The following is an 18,153-nucleotide window of genomic DNA, read 5'->3' as shown; positions in this document are numbered from 1 at the left end:
GGCGTAAACGCCACCCTCCCCAACTGAGCAATTATTGCAAAATCTTTCTTGCTAATGCTGCAAGGTCTTCAATATCGATTTTTCCATCGTTGTTCAGATCCGCTTTTTTATACAAATTCCAATTGGGATCATCCGATGCTTTACCGTATAATGCCGCCATAATACCCAGGTCACCGACACTGAATTTGTCGTCTCCGTTCAGATCCTCCGGAAGCTGCGTATTCACGGATGCCCGGAACACTTGCAGTGCCGTAATCAGCTGTGCCGCGGCTTGATCCACTTGCGATTGGGTGGCTGCTGCATCGCCCGCGATCTCGCTGGCGGCATGAATGGCAGCCTGCAGAATCGCTTTCGTGCCTGCCGGATATTCGCCCGTTCTTGGGCCTTCCACAGCTGCATCGTGAGCCGCTTGGGCCTCGCTGATCGAAGCGTTCAGCGCCGCTTTATCCACCGTGCTGATGACCGAATTCTTGAACGTTTGCAGCGCTGTTCGCAGCTGAGACAGGGCCAGATCAACCGCTTCCTGTGTGGCCTGCGCGTCAGCGGCTACAGCCTGGGCTGCGTTAATCGCCGTTTGCAGTATCGCTTTCGAGCCTGCCGGATACTCTCCGAATTTGGTGCCTTCCACGGCTGCATCATGCGCCGCCTGGGCCTCGACGATCAAGGAGCTGAGCGCCGCTTTGTCGACATGCTTGATTTGTACCGTATGTGAAGCGCCGGTCAATTCGGTTTCCATTCCTTCGCCGTTAGCAACGGTCAGACCGGTTATCCTCATCGTACCGTTTGCCGGAAGTACGGATGTCTTGGCTTTGAAGCGAAGCGTCAGCAGAGCGCCGTTCGGATTCGACGCCTTGGTTCCGACATGGACCGCGATAAACCGGATTTGACCCGGCGTTTCTTGTTTATCCACGATCAAGAATTCATTATCGATCAAGGATTCCCCGGAGATCCACTCGAACTTCTCCGGATCATAGGTGACGGTCACGTCTTGGGCGTATACGCTTTGGCTCACACTGCTCAATCCATAGGTCAGATCGAAAGTCTCGCCGGGCGAAACGGCGTCTGTACCCGCTAAGAGCGCGCCAGGCTGACTCTTCGCATGCTCGATGGTGATATCATCGAAGAAGCCGCGTGCGTATCCGGTTTTTCCGGTCCCGTTATAAGAGATGAGAATCTTATCAACCGTTTTCCCTGCCGCTACCGCTCCGATATTGGACGTAACAAGGTTCCACTGATCCCCTGTCAGCTTTCCGCCGCTCCCCTGCGCATTTGGATGAAGACCTACACCGTTTTGATCGGTGGCGCCCAAATTACGCAAATAGGTGCCGTCCGTGAACTGAAGGTCAACGGATACATATTGACTTGTCGTTCTTGTGTTTTCCGGCAGTACGGTCGCGCCGCTTCCTTCCGGATAGATCCAATAAGACAACACCGTAGAAGGTTTAATATCGAAATGAGCCTCAAACATTTTATTGTACGCGTAGTTCTCCTCCGCGCTTGTTGCCTGGACCGAATACAAAATGGAATTGGTGCTGTTGTGGCCGGTTACTCCGGCCTTCGTCTCGAATCCGGTGAGACCGCAGCAGAATCCCCCGATGTTTTTCGACTCGATGGTGTCGTTTTCCCAAGTCGGGATCACGTCGCCCGCCTCCAGGCCCGTCTTAAAATCGACACCTTCGCCATATTCAAGGTCAGCCGCGGTTAAAGCAAGCACCGTGACAGTAAATGACTTCGTCCCGCTTGCGCTGCCTCTCTTCACCGTTGCGGTCAGCGTAAGCTGCGCATTTGGCTGTCCGATACCCGGACGTTTTACGATTTTTCCCTCGTGATTGATGACCGACGGATTCGAGCTTACCCAGGTGATCGTCGTTCCGTAGTCAAAATTGCCGCCCGGTAAGGCTAGTTTTCCGGTAATCGCATGGGTATCGCCCAAATCCAGTCCTTGGATGGTCTCTGCTACCGCTGCTTCATCGTTTAAGGAAGCCGGCGGATTTGCCAGGAGCTCGATTTCAGCCAAAGAAGTCGTGGCAGTGCCGCTGTTTTCGGTAATCTCCAATTTGTAGAATCCGTATTTCCCAGGATTTTGAACGCTGAAAGGACGGGTATATAAGCGCCACGCAAACGCTTCGTTGCTTCTTTGATCCAATACCGTCCAGTGTTGACCGTCATTGGAACCTTTCAGAACCCAGCTTTTCGCGTCGCCTTCCGTATTGCCCGAAGTCAGCGTATACATCGTCACCTGCTTCTGCACGCCGAGGAACTGAAATTGGATCCATGGCGTCTGGCTGTTGAAGGTTACACGTGTATTCGAGTTATTGTCGAACAAGCTTCCTATTGCAGAGCTGTTTTGGCTGTCGGTCGCTTTAGCTGCGCCTTGGGTTATCAGCTTATCGGTCGAATCTTTGAGTGGAGCCGGAGCTGCCGGGCCTTCGGTAATGGATGAAGGCACATCGCTTTCACCGCTGCCCCATGCGGATGGTGCCGGTCCCATATCGAAATCCAACGTTGCTCCGTTTGCGATGTCAGCATGCAGCAGGGAGGTTTTCGTATGCTCCTCGCCGTTCAATCTGAAGGATTGGATGTACTTGTTCTCCATGCTGTTATTCGGAGCATTGACGATGACTTTCTTCCCGTTCTCGAGGTTGATCGTCGCTTTCTTGAATAACGGCGACCCGATGGCATATTCCGGGCTTCCCATTTTGAGCGGATAGAAGCCCAACGCGCCGAAGATATACCAGGCGGACATTTCGCCGTTATCTTCATCGCCTGCATATCCTTGGCCGATTTCACTGCCGATGTAAAGTCTGCTTAATGCTTCCCGAACCTTTTCTTGCGTTTTCCAAGGCTGGCCGGCGTAATTATACATGTAAATGATATGATGGGACGGTTGATTGCTGTGTCCGTATTGTCCCATACGCACATCCTTGGCTTCTCTCATTTCGTGAATCACGCCTCCGTAAGAGCCCGCATTGGCCGTAGAAGCAGGTTCCGGTATGCTGAAGAATTGATCCAGCTTGTCGGCCAGCTGTTCTCTTCCGCCGTAAAGATTGGCCAGCCCCTGCCCATCTTGAGGGACATGGAATGCCATATTCCAGGCGTTTGTCTCCGTATAATCGTTACCCCAATCAATCGGATTGAAGTTCTCGGGTGTCGAGCGCCAAGCACCGCTTGAGGTTCTACCGTTGAAAAATTGCACATTGGGATTAAACATGTTGACATAATTTTGCGCTCTGTTGATGTAATATTGGTAATCTTCCCCGTAATGAGCGTTATATGGATCGCTCGGATCGTTCTTCACGGCTAGCGCTTGGGACAAGTTCGCAATGCCGTAATCGTTGATGTATCCATCCATAGCCCATGACAAGCCTTCACCTGTGCCGGTGTTTGTATAGCCGTCGAAAATAGATGTGGCCATCCCTTTTCTGCCGACATTGGCATTAGGCGGAGTCACGGCAGCGTCTTTCAACGCCGATTTGTAAAAGCTTTGCACGTCAAAATTCGTGATCCCTTTCAGGTAAGCGTCAGCAAAAGCGACATTCGCGCTTGTTCCTACCATCAGGTTGGCATAACCCGGTGAAGACCATCTGGAAATCCAGCCGCCATCCCGGTAATGTTGGACGAATCCGTCAATCATTTCGCCGGCTTTGGTCGGCGTCAGTAAAGCATAGGCCGGCCATGTCGTCCGGTACGTATCCCAAAAGCCGTTGTTGGCATAAGTTTTGCCGTCTGCGATGCTAGCGCAGGTCTGGGTTGCGGTACTCGTCGTGCAGGTTGTAATCGGTGTTTGGTCGGCATGCTTATAAACCGGTGCTTCGTTAGTGCCGACATTTTCAAATGTCGAGTTTGGATACAAGTATAAACGGTACATATTCGAGTAAAGAGTGACTAACTGATCTTCTGTCGCCCCTTCAACTTGAATAATTCCCAGGAGCTGATCCCACTGCGTCTGAGCCTTCTCTTTGATCGTTTCAAACGTATCGCTTGGACCGATTTCCAACTCCAGGTTCTTCTTCGCCTGATCTAAACTGATCAAGGATGTGGCGATTTTCATTGTAACCACTTTATCCGCCGTGGTATCGAATTTGTAATACGCCTGCACATTCGACCCGCCGCCTCCGCTTCCGGTCAGCTTTGTACCGGCCGTTACCGGCTTATCGAATGCCGCGTAGATGAACATGCGCGTCGCGCCGGTGGAAAGGCCGCTTCGTTGATCCGTGTAGCCCGAAATGGTTTGGTTGACTGGATCAAGCGCAATACTGCCGTTGTTGCTCTGGTTATCAAAAATAAGGTTGGAGGAATCGCCGGTGAACGTAAATCTGAAAATGGCGGCATGATCCGTAGGAGTGAACTCCGTTTTGATGCCGTTCTCAAAGGTTACGCCGTAATAGTAAGGCTTCGCAATCTCGTTGGCATGCTGGAAAGGCAATGCCCGGGTTGTACGGCTGATACTTGGCGTCCCCGCCGTGTCTGACGGCATGACATGAAACGTTTGGCGGTCTCCCATCCAGGGACTTGGCTCATGGCTTAAGGCAAAGGCCTGAATGGTGGGGAGATTGTTCGCGTTATTGCTTTGATTGTAGTAATAAGTCCAATCCGAACCTGCATTTGTTTTGGGTATCCAGAAGTTGAATCCGTGCGGTACGGCAACGGCCGGAATATTATTGCCCCTGGAGAATGTGCCGTTCGATTGTGTGCCTCTGAGGATGTTGACATATTCAGAAAGCCTGTTGTAGGTTTGGGAAACGGGATTCCCTTCGATTTTGACATCGTCAATCGTCCCTTTGAATCCTGTGCCTTGAACAGCCGCCGGGTTATCATACGCAATCAGGATGCGCTTGATCGTTTTTCCGGCCGCAACGGCACCGATTCGGGATGTTTTGAAATTCCATTGATTGTTATAGAGTGTTTTCGAATTCCCTTGATCCTGAGGATTCACTTTAACACCGTGCTGGTCTACCGCGCCTAGACTATGAAGATAAGTCCCGTCGGAAAAAGCAAGATCAACCGCAGCGTACGTGCTGGAATAATCCATTTGGGCGTTGTCGGTAAACTCCGGAGCTATGTAGTAGGAAAGCTCGGTATTCGGTGTCACGGTAATGTCAACATCATAAAGTTTATTGTACGAATACGCCCTTCCATCCGCCAAATGGATTCCGGAATAAGTGAGGGCCTTCAAACCGCTCCAGCCGGCATTAGATTTCGCGGCATAGAGACCCGAAGGACCATTCGAAATAAACGATTTCATATCAGCCGGGGGCGGTGGAGGCAGTACGATTCCGTCGGAGAGCTGAAACTCTGCCAGCTGGATGTAAGAATCCCCGCTGTTAGCCGTGATGTTAATCCGATAATACAAGTACGGGGTGTCGTTCGGGAAATCATATACTTTAGTCTGGAAACGATTGCTGAACGTTTCATTTGTTCTTGTATCCACAGTAGTCCAGGTGCTGCCATCATTCGAACCTTCAAATTGCCAGTTTTTGGGATCCCTTCCCGGAGAATCGTTCGCCGAGGTCAGCGCATATCTCACGATGGCGATCGGTTCGGAAAGCTTGAATTTCACCCAACTGGTCGAGCTCGTATCCAGCCATTTTGAATTCGAGCTCGAATCAATCAGATTGGCTGCCACTTCGCCGGATGAAGCATATTCTCCTCTTGCCGTTACTTCCACGACCTTGTTCGTGACACTCCCCGGAATGCCTGCAAACGGGGTGTTACCGTCTATTCCGGCTGTCAAACGATTGCCCTCATGGTCCGTATCCACGGTGTTTTGCCATGTCACTGGCGGATCACCGGCTTCAAAGGATGAGAGAAAATCGCTTACTTCATTAGCCGCAAACGCCTGCTGATTCGATGGGTTGTATAACCCCCCCGTCAGCAGAGCGACGCTCATAGCTGCAGCCAGGAATTTCCCGGCTCTTCGGTTACCCATTTCAACAAACCTCCCTGTAATTTTGTTATTGGTAAATCAATGAAAGCGCTTACTATAAACCATCTTACTTCAATCATTTGGCTTTAACTACGCGCTAAATCTATCTTTTCTTCCGAAAAAATAATCAGTTTTAACCGACGGCGCCACTAATCGAGAATTAATCTTGCGATCCATGCAAGATCCTTGACATCTACCTTACCGTCAAGGTTGACATCCGCTTTCGCCACCTTCGACCAATCCGGATCGGCCGGTGTTCTGCCGTAAGCCGCAGCCACAATAGCCAAATCTCCTACCGAGTACTTGCTGTCGCCATTTAAATCCCCCGGTTCAGACTTAATGACCGAGTCGATAAAGGTTTGCAGCGCCGCCTCCAGATCACCCGCCGCTTCCTGCACCTGCTGATCGTCTGCAGCGGGATTGTCAGCCACCGCTGCTGCACGGTCAATCACCGCCTGCAGAGCAGCTTTAGCCTCTGCCGGATACTGCCCGTACTTGGTACCTTCTATCGCAGCATCATGCTGTGTTTGGGCATTGGCGATTAAAGCCAGCAGCCCTGCTTTATCCACTAGGGTGATTTGTACGTGATACGATGTGTCGTTTAGCTCCATTTCCACGCCTTCACCGTTGGAGACTACGATGTCTGTCATCGTAACCGTAGCGGAGGCGGGCTCGGAAAGTGGTTTTGACCTCAAGTGAACGACCAGCAGCTCCCCGTCCTCATGAATGGCATGATCCGCTCCTTGACTCACCGTACTGATCCGGACCCGGCCCGGCGTATCCGATTGAATAACGACCGAGATCCCTTCTTTTAACGATTCCGCATCGATAAAATCCAACTGCTCCGGATTAAACATGAAGGTCAGATCCTGAGCATAGACACTTTGGGATACACGGCTCAGCCCATAGGTCAGGTCGAAGGATTGACCGGACGCAACGACTGCGGGACCGCTTAATACGACCGAGGGAAGAGCAATGGGCTGCGTCGTCACGGAAGCGCTCGGACCATCGGTACTCCAGAGACCGGATGCATTACCCGCTTCCACCTTAAAGGTATACTGCTTGTTGGGCGTGAGACCGGTAACCTGGTATACACTGCCGGTAACAGCAGCCAATTCGTCGCCATCCTGATAAATTTTATAGCCGGTCACACCAGCCGGATCGGAAGCTCCCGACCATGTCAGCATCAGTCCGGTCAGCGTGACATCGGATACGCTCAACTGCTTATCTGCCGACCATTCAGGCGCACGCGGAGGATTAGGCACTCCCTTGAGTATCTCTCTGGCTATCATGGAAAGGTCATCGATGTCGACCTTACCGTCATAATTAAGATCCATCTTCACATATCGCGTCCAATCCGGATCGGCGGACGTCCGGCCGTAAGCGGCCGACACAATGGCCAAATCTCCTATCGTATACTTGCTGTCGCCGTTTAAATCTCCCGGAAAAGGTGTATGGACCGAAGCGATGAAGGTCTGCAGCGCTGCATTCAGCTCATTCGACGCCTGCTGCACCTGCTCATCCGTAGCAGCCTGATTGTCGGCCACTGCTTGAGCACGGTCAATAGCCGCTTGAAGAGGCGCTTTAGAGCCTGCAGGGTACTGCCCGACGCCCGTTCCTTCAACTGCTATGTCATGTTTCGTTTGTGCGCTGGCGATTAAAGCCAGCAGCCCCGCTTTATCCACCACGGAAATTTGAACGCTGTGCGAAGCAGAGCCCACCCTCATTTCCACACCTTCGCCGTTGGAGATGGCAATGTCTGTCGTCGTAACCTCCCCGGTAACGGTCGAGACGAGCGCCTTAGCCCTCAAGCGCAAAATCAGCAATTCGCCATCCTCATGGACCGCATGACCCGCCCCTTCGCTTGCCATAATAATCCGGACCCGGCCCTGCGATTCAGATTGACCGACTACGGAGAATCCTTCTTTCAATGAATCCGCACGGATGAAGTCGAACTGTTCCGGATCAAACGTTAAGCTCAGATCCTGGGCATAGACATTTTCGGTCACACCGGTCATTCCAAAGGTCAGGTCTAACGATTCACCGGCTTGTATCTTGTCCTTGCCGGTTAAGTTCGCTTGGAAGGATTCCTCGGCATGCGCATTTTGCAGCACACCCATCCAGTTCATCGACAAAAGCAAGAGGAGCACCCATACCATGAATATCCTTTTACCTTTTCTCATCGCCTGTATTCCCTTTCTGAATATTAAGTAGGTATGTAAGAAAAATCAGCTTTTACAAAGCAAGCATAGACAAGATCAAAGTAACAGCTTCCGCCCGGGTTGCATGATCATTAGGTGCAAAAAGGTTACCCTCCCTGCCTTGGATCAAGCCCGCTTCTTTCGCTTCCGCAACGAAAGGAACGGCCCACTCGGGAATTTGATCCACGTCGGCAAATGCCGGTTTCTTTGCGGTATCCACTGCAATATCCGAAGCTCTGACAATCATAGCTGTAATTTCAGCACGGGTAATCATGTTTTCCGGGCGGAACGTGTCGTCTTCATACCCTGTCACAATGCCCGCTGCAACAGCTTTCGATATGCTTGGTCTTGCCCATTGCGGAATGCTGTCCAGATCCGCAAAGGATAGCTGCGCACTGCCGTTTTCCGGTAATTGAAGGGCTCGTGCCAGCATCACGGCGAACTCCGATCGGTTAACGAGTCCCTGCGGTTGGAAGGTGCCGTCTTCGTATCCGTTCACAAATCCGAGTTTTGCCGCTTTTTCTATCGCTTCTCTGGCCCAGTGGCCGGAAATATCGCTAAACGCTGTCGCCGATTTGTTCATTTGGATCTCGGCTGCCGTCTGTACGCCCGCTTTTTGAACATTGGAAACCAATTGGCTGGTAACGAGCTTCACATCGGTAAGCTCCACTGCAGCTTTCCCTTCACCGATAACTTCAAACGTGAGCGTACACAAGGTGACATCTCCGCTCTCCCCGGATATGCTGCCGATTTTGGTGGCTGCAAATTGGATAACGTTTTTTTTCAACATGGGGGGTACGGAAAATCCCTCGATGGCGCTTTTAGCCCCTTTAAGACGCAGTTGATCTTCGTTATAAGCAAAATTGACTTCGTAAGCGTATAAGTCCTGAAGATTTTGCCCTTTAACGGTGACTTGAACCTCTTGGCCGATCTCGGGTTTATCATTCGTAATGGTTAACGTGAAGGAAGCAGGGTCTGCCGCCAATGAGGTTAGCGGGATCAGGAGCATGCACAGCAATAAGGCCAAATGAATGGATAAAAGTTTTCGTTTCATGCAGGTTCTTCCTTTCATCAACACTTTTCGAATCATCATCACTATTAGTAAGCGTTTTCAATTGTGAACCATCAAAAACCTATCCGGCCTCCCTTCCCCAGTTCGAACTGGAACACTTCTTTAAATCACATGATACTTAAACAAATTAGCTTTAACTATGCGGTAAATCTATCTTTTATTCCATTAAAATATCCTGTTGTGGGTAAACCCCTGATTCTTCCAAAGAACAAACAGGGGTTTACCGACCAGCTGACGGGAGAAGCTCTGGATCTTCTTCTCTTCTTTCGATTACATTATCCGAAAATCATTTTGGCTACAGCCGCAAGGTCGATAATGTCGATCTTACCATCATTGTTGATATCTGCGTGTTTGACTTGATCCCAATCCGCATCAGCAGAAGATTTGCCGTAATAGGAGGCCATGATGCCCAAATCGCCGATACTGAATTTATCGTCTCCGTTCAAGTCTTCCGGCTGTTTCATAATCACGGATGAATAGAACACTTGTAAAGCCGTACCCAGCTCAGCCGTTGCTTGCTCTACCTGCTGCTGTGTGGAATTCGGATTATCGGCTACTTCTCGGGCTTTATCGATGGCGGCTTGCAGCGCTGCTTTCGAACCAGCCCGATACTCCCCGGCTCTTGTTCCTTCCACAGCCGCATCATGCTTGGCTTGGGCGTCGGCGATCAAGGCATTCAAAGCCCCTTTATCTGCAGCCGCAATTCGTACCGTGTGGGACGCACCGATTATCGATGTTTCTACACCTTCCCCGTCAGCGACAACGACGTTGGCCAAGGTTACCGTCGAGGAAGTGGTCTGGGACAGCTCCTTGACTTTATAGTTCAGCTTCAGCAAATCGACGTTGAGATTAGCGGAATCCGCCCCCACATTTGCCCCAAGGATACGGATTTGGCCCTGTGCTGCCGATTTATCGACGAGCAAGAATCCATCCTTCACGGAGTGCGCAGAGATGAACTCCAGCTGATCCGGATTATAGGTGAATGTGAGATCCTGCGCATAGACGCTTTGGTTCACGCCTGTTAGGCCGAAGGTCAGATCGAACGATTGGCCGGCATCGACAGCCGCCGCACCGGTTAATACGGCGGATGGATAAGCCAAACCATACCCTCTCGGAAACAACGGTGTCGGATCGGCAGGAGTTACCCCCGGCTGCAGCTGATCAAAAGCTTTGGGCCAGGTGTAAGGCAGCTTTCCTGAGAAGTTATAATCCCCGTAAAGTACATCGGCGATGCCCGTGCCGCCTTCCGATCCAGGCAGCCATGCTTCCACAACGGCATCCCAATCATGGCTGTTGATTTTGTCTGTGAGGAGTAACGGCCTTCCGGATACGAGAACGACCACTACTTTCAAATTAGGGTTGGCGGCTTTGGCTGATTTCAGATTCTCCACGATACTTTCATCGCTGCTAGCTCCTCCCAAAGTGCCGTACGATAAGGCTGCGGCGGTATTTCTGTCGCCTTGGCCTTCCGCATAAGGGTCTTCGCCGATAACGGCAATTACAGTATCGTAACCGAGCACGTCGGCCCCGTTTTGATGCCAGTCGACGGTGACATTCGGACCCCCGACCTGCTTCAATCCATCCAGCACATTAACGCCCTTGGTGACTGTGTTTCCGCCGCCCTGCCATGAAATCGTCCAACCTCCGTTCAGATAGCCGATATGGTTCGACTTATCGCCGACGACAAGTATTTTCTGTGAACCGTCTTTCTTAAGCGGCAAGGCTTGATTGTCGTTCTTCAAGAGCACCAGTGATTTCCTGGCAGCTTCCCTTGCGAGCGCCGCATGCTCCGCGCTGTAGATGACACTTTCGGGATTCAACACACTGTCCGATAAAGGATGCTCCAGCAGCCCTTGCTCGATCTTGACTCTTAAAATTCTCGATACGGCATCATTGATTCGGTCCATAGAAACTTCGCCGTTGCCGACAAGAATTTTTAAATTATGGATAAAACCTATCCAACCGCTGCCCTGTCCGCCCCCGGCTGTCGTATTGCCTTTGGCGGAGAGCATAAACATATCGACTCCCGCATTGACGCTTGCTTTCACTTGATTCCTGTAACCGACTACGGGGTTGCCTTGATCGTCCACTTGAATCTGTTGAATGGCGTTATAGTCGGAAACAACCAGGCCGGTAAATCCAAGCCGCCCTTTCAACACATCTGTGATCAAATAAGTATCCGCGTGCGTTTTCAAACCGTTGATGCTGCTGTACGTGATCATGACCGTACGTGCGCCCGCCTGAATGGATTTTTTGTACATTTCGATATAGGGAGCCAGATATTCATCTTTTGCCTGATTCAACGTTTTACCTTCCGGCACCGGTATCGTGATGTTGCCCTGATCTTTACCGTTCTCCGTTAAACCGTCCCCGATATAATGCTTGATGGAGGCGGCAATTTTGTTGCCTTGCAAAAATCCGGAATCTGCAGGATCGCCCTGCAAGCCCTCCACCGCAGCAGCACCAAGCTTAGCGACGATTTGCGGGTCTTCGCTGAAGCCCTCGTACGTTCTGCCCCAGCGAATATTCTGTACGGCGGAAATAACGGGGGCAAAGGTCCAGGTCACTCCGGTTGCCCGAACTTCAGCAGCTGTAGCCGCCCCGATTCTCCTTACCAGATCAGCGTCGTTCGCTGCACCCAAGCCGACATTATGCGGGAACATCGTAGCATTTAGCAGATTGTTATGGCCATGAACGGCATCCACGCCGTAAATAACCGGAATGCCAAGGCGGGTTCCCAAGGCTTGATTTTGAAAATTATCATACATCGTGTTCCATGCAGCAGGCGTGTTCCCTGCGGGTACGGAGCCGCCTCCGCTCAGTATGGAGCCGATGAAGTAGGTTTTTACGTCTGAGATCGTGCCTAACGAAGCACGTTCCGCTTGAACCATCTGGCCGATTTTTTCATCAAGTGTCATGGTGCCAATCAAATCACTAACCCGCTCTTCGATCGGCCGGGCCGGGTCCTTATAAACCGGAACTGCCTCTTCCGCCAAAGCTATACCGGCCAGATTGCTGAAAACAGCGCCAAAAAGCATTGTAGATAAAGTTAAATTAACGGCAAATTTACGTTTCCATTTTTTCACGTACCCTAACCTCCTCATAGTTTACTAAGGCACTCTCCTGTAAATTTCGGTGGACTACGACATCCGCCAATGCAACGATTCAATTCATAAACGCCTCCTTGAATAGCAGCATTTCTACCGTGAGAAAAACCTCCATCGGGGTCACTTCAACGATAGAAGACCACGTACAGAGGTTTTATGCCAGGTCTGTAAGCGCTTCCTTTTAAATATCTTACATAAGCGGGCTCGCTTTAACTATGAGGTAAAACTATCTTTTCTTCCGTTTAAACATCCTTTTCATACCTGATATCATGGGATGGATTTATTGAAAACGAAAGGGTTGTCCCTTGTCATGAATGATGACTTGCGGGACAACCCTGGCCATTTTTTTCAACTTACGGATAACCTTTATCCCTTGATTGAACCTGCAAGCAGCCCCCTGATAAAATACCGGCTCAGGAACATATAAACCAGCAGTGTAGGGAGTGCGGCCAAAATAGCTCCGGCCATCTGCACGTTCCACTGCACAATCTGACTTCCGGACAGGTTTTGAAGGGCGACCATGATGGGCTGCTGCTTCTGTGTCGTGAGCGTAACGGCAAACAAGAATTCGTTCCAGACGCTGGTGAACTGCCAAATACCTACGACCACAAATCCGGTTAACGATAAGGGAATCATCATATACCGATAAATACCGAAGAAGCCGTTTCCATCGATTTTGGCCGATTCAAGCACTTCATTGGGAACGCCGACATAAAAATTGCGGAACATCAAGGTACAAATAGGCAGGCCGTACACAACATGAACGAGTATTAATCCGGGAATCGAATTGTACAGCTTGATCATTTGCAAAAATTGTATCAATGGAATAAGTATGCTTTGGTACGGAATGAACATCCCGAACAGCATCAGCGTAAACAGGACGTCCGCGCCTTTAAACTTCCATTTGGATAAAATATACCCATTGAGCGATCCGAGCAGGGCCGATAGCAGCGTAGCCGGGATGGCAAGCAAGAAGCTGTTCGCCAAATTGGGGATCAGCTTCTTAAAAGCCTCCTGATAACCGCCCAAGTTAAAATGCTTCGGCAGCGCCCACATTTGATCTAACGTAATTTCTTGCAAGCCCTTCACACTGGTGATCAGCATGACATAAATCGGAACCAGATATAAGATCGCAAGTACGATCAGTACCCCATACAACAGCGAACGGTTGAAGCGCTCCAGCGACATGTTACTCTTCCCCCTTGCGCATGTTGAAAATCAAGTAAGGAACAATAAGTAAGGAGACAAGAAGCAGCATAATCATGGCGATACCCGCACCTTGGGCATAATGATTGCCGCGGAAGGTCGTTTCAAACATATAGACACCGGGAACATCCGTCACAAACATGGCGCCTGGTCCTGTCATCGCATAGACCAAATCGAAAATTTTCAACGAAATATGCGCTAAAATAATAATCAAGCTCATCGTAATGGGCTTCAATTGCGGCAATATGACCTTCAACAGCACCTGCCATTCCGTCGCTCCATCCACCCGTGCCGCTTCCCGCAGGTCTTCAGAGATTCCCCGTAACCCGGCCAGATACATGGCCATCGCAAAACCGGACATTTGCCAGATCGCAGCGATCGCTACAGCAATAATCGCTAGCGGCAGTCCGAAATCAATCTGCCCCAGATGAATTTTGGGAACAATCTCCGTACTTACAAACCAAGACGGGACATTCGTCATCCCTAGTGACTTGAGAAGTAAATTGATTCCTGTCGTCGGGTTTAGAATCCACTGCCACACTACCCCGGTCACGACAAACGAAAGCGCCATCGGAAACACAAACACATTGCGAAAAAAAGCTTCGCCGCGAATTTTCCGGTCAACCATAATCGCCAGAAACAGTCCGATGAGCATCCCGCCCGCAATGAAAAGAATCGTAAATGTCAGTGTGTTTCTTAAATCCGACTGAAAACGAAAATCCTGAAACAGGAATTGATAATTGCTAAAGCCCGCAAAAGCAAAATTTTTGACTAATGTGTTCCATTCCGTGAATGAGACAAAACCTGTCCACGCAATAAATCCATAAACAAAAATGGCGATCGCCGCTAATGAAGGCAGAAGCATGAGGATGGGCACGAGCTTCTCCGACTTCCAGACGCTTCGCCGGCCTGACGCGGGAACGGGTTGTTTGGTATTCAATGGTCTGGTTGAACGGGTAGCGTTCATCTGATCACACTCCAAGACAAAGGGCCAGATGTCTGGTCTGCCATCTGGCCCCGTCGATTTTTCCCTACTTCTTCATACCGTTAGCATCCTGTGCCTGTTTGAGCGCTTTCGCCGCCTGCTCGACGTCGCCCTGCGTTACGAAAATATTGATGGCTTGATTAGCTTGGGTCGTAAAGCCTTCCGGTGCAGCGGAGCCGTGTGCCATACTTGGGGTCAGCTTGCTCTTCTTAAAGTCTTCAATCGTCGTTTTACCATAAATGTCGTATTTGGATGCATCTGCATCAATACGAGCCGGAATCGATCCCTTCAACGGATTGAATACATCCTGACCTTCTACAGAACCGAGAACCTTTAAGAATTCTTTGGCAGTTGCTTGATCTTTGGAAGCTTTAGGCAGTGCAAAAGTATCCGTTATGACCATAAAGCTGCCGTCTGAATTCGGCGATGCGACCCACCCGAAATCTTCATTAGCTTTTAATTTCAGATCCGTTGTAAAATACCCTTTGGCCCAGTCCCCCATGTTGTTCATGGCTGCTTCCCCTTTGGCGACCAGTTGGGCGGCATCCTGCCAGTTACGGGCAGCATGATCTTTATTGATGTAAGTCAGCATCTTTTTAAAGGTTTCCAGCGATTTTTTCACCCGTGCATCGTCAAAAGGAATTTCGCCGGTCCACAGTTTCTTGTAATCGTCAGGACCGAACTCGCCGAGCAGTACATTCTCAAACAGCATCGTTGCCGTCCAAGGCTCTTTGTCGCCGAGCGCAAGCGGAGTAATCCCTTTTGCTTTTAACGCATCCGCCACCTTGAAAAACTCATCAAATGTTGTTGGTGCTTTCAGTCCGTTATCGTCAAAAATTTTCTTGTTGTAGAATATCACATTTCCACGGTGAATATTGACCGGAACCGAATAAATATTGCCGTCCTTGCTGACCATGTCGATCAGGTCCTTCGGAAACTTGGCCTTCCAGCCTTCGCTATCATACAGATCGTTCAAAGGACTTACTTTATCCGCGGCAACCCATCCGGTGTTCAGCTCCGCACCGCCATGCACCTGGAATGAAGATGGAGGATCTCCGCCCTGCATACGGCTTGCCAGAACGGCCTTCGCATTTGTTCCTGCTCCGCCCGCTACCGCGGCGTTAATGACCTCGATATCCGGGTGCTTTTCTTTAAACAGCTTTATAAGTCCTTGAAGTCCCGCTTCTTCACCTGCTCCCGTCCACCAGCTGAAGATTTCAACCTGTTTTTTTTCCGCATTCGCCTTTGGGGCGGGCGTATTTGCCCCCGCTGACGGAGCCGGGCTTTCTTTTACCTCAGTCGTGTTGGCGTCAGTGTCTGCGCCGCAAGCCGTTAAGAGCGTGCCCGCCAGGGTTACAGCCGAAAGCGTAAGAGACAATTTTCGTTTCACAGTTACTACCCCTTTCAAGATTGCTTTTTATGAAAGCGCTTTACAAAATAATCTTACTCAATTGGAGAACCTCTTTGAATGAGGTAAATCTATCTTTTATTCTGTTTTCTTGCACAAAATTTGACATTCCCCTCCTTTATGCATGACGTGCGCGATAGTCGCCCGGCGACATCCCCGTCTGCTTTTGAAACCATTCGCTGAAATATCGGGGATTGGGATAGCCCACCGCCTCGCCAACCTGGTAAATTTTAAGATTGGTACAGCTTAGCAGCTCACAGGCTTTTTCAATTCTCATATGCGATAAATAGTCGCTGAACGATTTTCCTGTTTCCTGACGGAATAACCGGCTTAAATAATTGGACGTGACAAACAACTCTTCAGCAATTTGGGTGAGATGGAGATCTTCCGTGAATCTTGAGCTCATCATCTGAAGCGCCTTTTTAATCAGGTACGAAACGGGCTCCTCCGGCGCCTTTGGTTGTGCGGGCTGCCGCTTGGCAGGCTTCTCTTCTTTGCCGCACAGCTGCTTGGCTTTCTGTAAGACTGCTTCGATCTCTTCGACATCCGTGGGCTTAAGCAGATAATCCATAGCGCCGAGACGGATCGCTTCCTGGGCGTATTTAAAATCGCCATGGCCGGTCAGGAAAATAACTTGAATTTTCGATGGCAAGCGATGGTTATCTTCCAATAGGCGTAATCTTGCGACGAGCTCCAGGCCGGTCATATTGGGCATGCGTATATCCGACACAAGGATGTCGACAGGATGGCCTTCGATATAATTCACAGCCTCAAAGCCGTCCTGAAATACTTGCACCAGATCAATACCGAGAAGCTCCCAATGGATATGTTCGCTTAACCCTTCCCGAATCCAGGCTTCGTCATCGATAATAACAGCCCGGCATGCAGCAGCGCTCATCGATTTCCCTCCGTCCTATTCAGATTCTTTTTGATATGCCCGGAAAGCTGACGAAGTTCATGCGCCGCCTCCATAAAGGTTTCTCTCGGGTTGGCATATAAGGTAACGATTTTGGCCAGCGCCTTATCTTCGATATCAACCATAGCCGGATAATAAGTAATTGAAGGTTCTGCTTTCGCAATATCGATGCTCTCCAGAATTAATGAAAAATCGGGTCGCGACACTTTAAAGGACGGATCACTCAAAATGGAACGTCTGGCTGGAATCCCCCCTCGCTGAGCATAGATCATCCCTCCGCGTTTACCGGTCGCAAACTCGAGAAACTTCCATGCATCCAACGGATTCGTGGAACTGGCATTGATCGCGAGCGTCCAACCATGCTGAAACGGGATACGGCGGAGATTACCGTTCTGGTCCTTGGTGCCGGGAATTAAAGAGATTTGAATCGAATCTGTATAAGGACTAGCGGCTTGCTTGATCATCGGATATGCGGAATTCCAATACGGCGCCGCCATGGCCACTTCCCCTGAAATCAAGGCATCGCGCGTTCTGGAAAAATCCCAGCTCAGCATATCCTGCGGCACGAGCTTCTCTTTCACCAGTTGTTCAAGGTATTCACCGGCTTGAATGGACTCCTGTTGATCCAGCAGTACCTCCCCGTCGTTCTCCTTCAAAATATCTCCGCCAAACGACCATAATAGAGAGGCGAATATTTTGGAGCGTTCCTCCGGTACAACGGCAGGCATCGCTAACCCCCATGTCGTAGGGGATTCCGGGTTATGGCTTTTGGTATATTTCCGGGCCTCCTTGAACAAATCATCCCAGGTTTCAGGAACGCTTGAAATTAAATCACTGCGATAATAAAGAAAATGGGTGCTAATGTCCGTCGGCAGCGCATAAGTCGCTCCCTGGTAACGGTAGACGGAAAGAAAATCATCGACATCGAACGACGGCAAATCCGTCAAATGGGGATTCCTGATAAAGGAATCCAGTGGAAGAATCGCATGGGCGGAGGCAAATTGGGCAATGGACGTGTTCGGTACGGAGACGATGTCAAACGAATCTGTACCCGCCAGCAGCTGCGTACCAACCGATGTAAAATACACATCTCTGCCCAATTCAATATATTCCACCTGGATACCCGTCTCCGCTTCAAAAGCCTGTGAAATCTGACGCATCGCCGCAGATTCCGTCCCCGTACGAATAAGCACCTTGATTTTTTTGGTTTCTGGTGGAACTTTCGCCATCTCGATGGTTACTTGATCCAGCAAAACCAAACTGCTCAGTGCCCAAATCAGAAGGAGCACGAACGCAATAAACATCAGTCCATTGTATTTAAAGCGCTTCAAA

At 50.1% G+C, this 18,153-nt stretch carries 9 protein-coding genes; all 9 read right to left on the bottom strand.

Annotated features, from left to right (window positions below; all coding sequences use genetic code 11):
* Positions 1–31: 31 nt before the first annotated feature.
* Positions 32–5,929, bottom strand: a complete 5,898-nt coding sequence (locus tag FKP33_RS14355) for a GH92 family glycosyl hydrolase (protein ID WP_141335543.1) — start codon at positions 5,927–5,929, stop codon at positions 32–34.
* A gap of 146 nt (positions 5,930–6,075) precedes the next feature.
* On the bottom strand, positions 6,076–8,109 hold the full coding sequence (locus FKP33_RS14350) for a cohesin domain-containing protein (RefSeq protein WP_141335542.1): 2,034 nt from the start codon (positions 8,107–8,109) through the stop codon (positions 6,076–6,078).
* A 52-nt stretch (positions 8,110–8,161) separates the two neighbouring features.
* A complete protein-coding gene (locus tag FKP33_RS14345; RefSeq protein WP_141335541.1) occupies positions 8,162–9,181 on the bottom strand; it encodes an S-layer homology domain-containing protein in 1,020 nt (339 codons plus the stop codon).
* A 293-nt stretch (positions 9,182–9,474) separates the two neighbouring features.
* Positions 9,475–12,285: a glycoside hydrolase family 3 N-terminal domain-containing protein gene (locus tag FKP33_RS14340; RefSeq protein WP_181410150.1), complete on the bottom strand. Its 2,811-nt coding sequence runs from the start codon at positions 12,283–12,285 to the stop codon at positions 9,475–9,477.
* 387 nt (positions 12,286–12,672) lie between these two features.
* Positions 12,673–13,494 (bottom strand): carbohydrate ABC transporter permease, encoded by an 822-nt coding sequence (locus FKP33_RS14335; protein WP_141335539.1) that lies wholly within the window; start codon positions 13,492–13,494, stop codon positions 12,673–12,675.
* A gap of 1 nt (position 13,495) precedes the next feature.
* Positions 13,496–14,479, bottom strand: a complete 984-nt coding sequence (locus tag FKP33_RS14330; protein ID WP_127608358.1) for a carbohydrate ABC transporter permease — start codon at positions 14,477–14,479, stop codon at positions 13,496–13,498.
* Positions 14,480–14,543: 64 nt separating this feature from the next.
* Positions 14,544–15,887: an ABC transporter substrate-binding protein gene (locus FKP33_RS14325; RefSeq protein ID WP_141335538.1), complete on the bottom strand. Its 1,344-nt coding sequence runs from the start codon at positions 15,885–15,887 to the stop codon at positions 14,544–14,546.
* Positions 15,888–16,023: 136 nt separating this feature from the next.
* Positions 16,024–16,803 (bottom strand): response regulator transcription factor, encoded by a 780-nt coding sequence (locus tag FKP33_RS14320; RefSeq protein WP_127608356.1) that lies wholly within the window; start codon positions 16,801–16,803, stop codon positions 16,024–16,026.
* Complete coding sequence (locus tag FKP33_RS14315; RefSeq protein ID WP_141335537.1) at positions 16,800–18,152, bottom strand: ABC transporter substrate-binding protein; 1,353 nt, start codon at positions 18,150–18,152, stop codon at positions 16,800–16,802. Before FKP33_RS14315 ends, FKP33_RS14320 begins: the two co-directional genes overlap by 4 nt.
* Position 18,153 lies beyond the last annotated feature (1 nt).

The sequence above is a fragment of the Paenibacillus sp. tmac-D7 genome, assembly GCF_006519665.1.
Classification (GTDB): domain Bacteria; phylum Bacillota; class Bacilli; order Paenibacillales; family NBRC-103111; genus Paenibacillus_G; species Paenibacillus_G validus.
This window is presented reverse-complemented; position numbering and strand designations above follow the sequence as displayed.

Coding starts and splice junctions, on each gene's coding strand:
- FKP33_RS14355 (WP_141335543.1), bottom strand. CDS start 5,929: ATGGGTAACCGAAGAGCCGGGAAATTCCTGGCTGCAGCTATGAGCGTC.
- FKP33_RS14350 (WP_141335542.1), bottom strand. CDS start 8,109: ATGAGAAAAGGTAAAAGGATATTCATGGTATGGGTGCTCCTCTTGCTT.
- FKP33_RS14345 (WP_141335541.1), bottom strand. CDS start 9,181: ATGAAACGAAAACTTTTATCCATTCATTTGGCCTTATTGCTGTGCATG.
- FKP33_RS14335 (WP_141335539.1), bottom strand. CDS start 13,494: ATGTCGCTGGAGCGCTTCAACCGTTCGCTGTTGTATGGGGTACTGATC.
- FKP33_RS14330 (WP_127608358.1), bottom strand. CDS start 14,479: ATGAACGCTACCCGTTCAACCAGACCATTGAATACCAAACAACCCGTT.
- FKP33_RS14320 (WP_127608356.1), bottom strand. CDS start 16,803: ATGAGCGCTGCTGCATGCCGGGCTGTTATTATCGATGACGAAGCCTGG.